This window comes from Mycobacterium sp. SMC-21, assembly GCF_045310825.1.
Taxonomy (GTDB): Bacteria; Actinomycetota; Actinomycetes; order Mycobacteriales; family Mycobacteriaceae; genus Mycobacterium.
The window spans coordinates 1-2,801 of record NZ_JBJIAO010000082.1 but is presented as its reverse complement, the minus strand read 5'-3'; the positions used below and the strand labels follow the sequence as shown (position 1 = coordinate 2,801).

3 protein-coding genes are annotated in these 2,801 nt (G+C 65.0%); 2 read left to right on the top strand and 1 reads right to left on the bottom strand.

From position 1 onward, the window contains the following. Positions 1-88 precede the first annotated feature (88 nt). Positions 89-1,432, top strand: coding sequence for an IS256 family transposase (locus ACJH6H_RS29560; RefSeq protein WP_074328301.1), 1,344 nt, complete (start codon positions 89-91; stop codon positions 1,430-1,432). A 24-nt stretch (positions 1,433-1,456) separates the two neighbouring features. Here the strand turns inward: ACJH6H_RS29560 and ACJH6H_RS29555 are convergent, their stop codons facing one another. Next, on the bottom strand, positions 1,457-1,942 hold the full coding sequence (locus tag ACJH6H_RS29555) for a DUF6933 domain-containing protein (RefSeq protein WP_043370462.1): 486 nt from the start codon (positions 1,940-1,942) through the stop codon (positions 1,457-1,459). Positions 1,943-2,023: 81 nt separating this feature from the next. Between ACJH6H_RS29555 and ACJH6H_RS29550 the strand changes: the two genes are divergently transcribed. After that, a complete protein-coding gene (locus ACJH6H_RS29550) occupies positions 2,024-2,608 on the top strand; it encodes a hypothetical protein (protein ID WP_043370464.1) in 585 nt (194 codons plus the stop codon). Positions 2,609-2,801: the final 193 nt, after the last annotated feature.

Here is a 2,801-nt window from a genome sequence, read left to right as displayed (position 1 = left end):
GGTCGTGTCCGGGACGCGGTGTAAATACGGAGCACGGGCGTAGGTTCCGCTTCACGACCTGCAAGTCTGCGAAGAAGGAGTCACGCCCGTGCCTGTTCGAGTATCAGCCGTCGATCGCATCCGCACCAGAATCGATGCCCTATTTGCCGAGGATCGGGAGCTTTCGGAGATCCTTGAAGAGGTTGCCCGGCTGGGCGCTCAACTGTTGATGCAGGCGGCCCTGGAGGCTGAGGTCACCGAGTTCCTCGGTCGCGAACGCTACCAACGCGCTGCTGCCTGTCCCGACGCTAACGGCGGCTCGCGCAACGGGTATCGACAGGTGACGGTGAAAACCACCACTGGGCCGGTTACGTTGGAGCGGCCGAAGCTGCGTGGCACCACCGCAGCGTTTGCGTCGCGGTTGTTCGGCAAGCACGTGACGAGAACCAACGCCTTGGAGACGCTGGTGATTGCCTCGTTCGTACGCGGGTTATCGGTGCGCGACGTGCAGGCCACCCTCGCCGAAACACTTGGCGACCAGGCCGCGATCTCCAAATCCACGGTCTCGGAAGTGTGCAAGGCGATCCGAGCCGAATACCAGGCGTGGGCGCGTCGTCGACTTGACGAGATCACGCTGGATTACCTGTTCTTGGATGCCAGCTTCTTTCGGATGCATCCGGGGTCGCCGGCCGAGCCGGTGCTGGCCGCCTGGGGCATCACCACCGAGGGCAAGCCGGTGTTCGTCGGGTTGGCGCCCGGGACCGGCGAGTCGACCGACGCATGGGCCGACTTCCTGACTGATCTGGGCGATCGCGGCCTGGGTTGTCCACTGTTGGTTGTCTCTGACGGCGCCAAGGGCCTGATCGCAGCCATCGAACAAATTTTCCCAAAAGCGTTGCGGCAGAGATGTCTTATTCATCGACTCCGCAACGTGCTCGCGAAGATTCCCGCCGGGATGCAAGCCGAGGTCCGCGACGGCTACTGGGCCATCTTCGATACCGCCGATCTGACGGTTGAACCGGGGCCTGGGCTCGTTGAGATCATCGACAAGCGGATCGAGGCGTTCGCCGCCAAATACTTCGACCTCTATCCGGCGGCGATGCGCATTCTGCTCACCGACAAAGCTGGGTTGACTGCCTATCTGCGGTTCCCGGTCGAACACCATGGGCGCGTTCGACATTCGAATTTTATTGAGCGCTCCTTTGGGGAGACCAAGCGTCGGACCAAGGTCATCGGCCGATTCCCCGGCGAGACCAGCGCCGTTAGCCTGGTATGGGCGGTGCTCGACCGGGCCTCGGCCGGTTGGCGCGGGCTGTCCATGACACCGGTCGGTACCCGATTGCTGCACGACCTACGTCGATCGCTGCTGGACCCACCCCGTGAACTGCGGCTGACACCGTCCACCACGAGTAACGGCACCAACCCCGCAGATCCCATCTCGGCCACCGCGTAACAACTCCGTGTCGCTTTGGCAGGCTCAGTTTCGGTGACGGCTGGCGGTGACCAGGTCGATCGGTGGGATGTAGCCGGTGATGCTGTTGATGGTGCGATGCAGGCCGTGGTGCAGCGCGTCGATGTCGCAGCGGGCCAGGCCGCCAGCGGTGGCGATGACGTGTTCGGTGGTGAACGCCAGGTCGTTGATCGTGCCCAGGATGCGGCGGTCGGCGGTCTTGGCCACGGCCACCTGCTGGGGATCAAGATCGCCGAGCGTATCGGCGGGCAGACCCTCGACGTGCAACGCGGCCTGGATCGCCGAGACGACCGGCGGGCCGATCGGGCGCAACCCGGCGGCGGTGACGTTCGGCATGAACACCGAGAACAAGGTCCCGGCGTGGGTCACCAGCAGGCATTTGCGTCGGTCGATCCAGACCAGGTGGGCATACCAGTCGGTCGCGCAGGCTTGGCCGATGGCCGGCTCAGGCGCCCTCAGCAGCGCCAACACCTTGGCGGTACATCGCAGCATCACGACCCATGATCGTAGGCAGCGTCCCCGAGGATCGGTACCCAAGAACACCGCGACGTGGCGCCGGTACAGTGTGGCGACGTGTTGGTCGCCGATCTGCATCACTTCCTCGACATGCCGCACGACGCTTCCGGTCCCGCGCGCCGCCTGGCACAACACCTGGGCGACATTGTCCGGGCGGGCACCGCCGGCCAGGTCGGTGATCGGTGGGTATCGGCATTGCCGTGTCGGCGCCGCCCCGCCCACAGGCGCTGCCCCGGGCGGATGACCATCGCTATCGCCTCGGCCGAGACGGCGGCGCCGATCCGATGGTCGTGCAGCGTCTGCGACGACGAGGGGGTGATCAGCAACTGGGCAGACTCCCCATACGACCTGCGCCGCCGCCGCTCCAGCGTTGCCGGCGACCTCAAGGAGGTCATCGTCAGCGACACGACCGCCGCCGTGTTACGCGACCTGATGCTGCTTGACCCCGACTGTGAGCGACTGGTGTACGGCATGCGCGCCCACCCAAACGGCGCTGCCTTACTGACCAATGCCGACGACCTCGAAGAGCTTATCGGGTTCGTAGCCGCCGAAGCCAACCACGAACCCAACCGCCGCCGCCAAGACCGCCTCGACGCCGCGTTCAACGCACTGACCGACGCCGCCCAAACCCTCTCCAGCTGAGCATCTCTCGGCCCTACGCATCAGCCCTGGGCGCGCCAAAGCATCCGCAGCAAGCTACCGAACCCGCTCGCCGTTATCCCCAACACCACCAGCTCAAGCTGCAAGAGCCTGTCACTTGAGTTCCCCAGCCCGTATGCTCACCCACGAAGCTGCGAACCGACCGGTGCTTTTACACCCACTTTCGGACGCGACC

What these genes read in the sequence shown, in the direction of transcription:
- ACJH6H_RS29555 (WP_043370462.1), bottom strand. Translation starts at nt 1,942, where the DNA reads ATGCTGCGATGTACCGCCAAGGTGTTGGCGCTGCTGAGGGCGCCTGAG.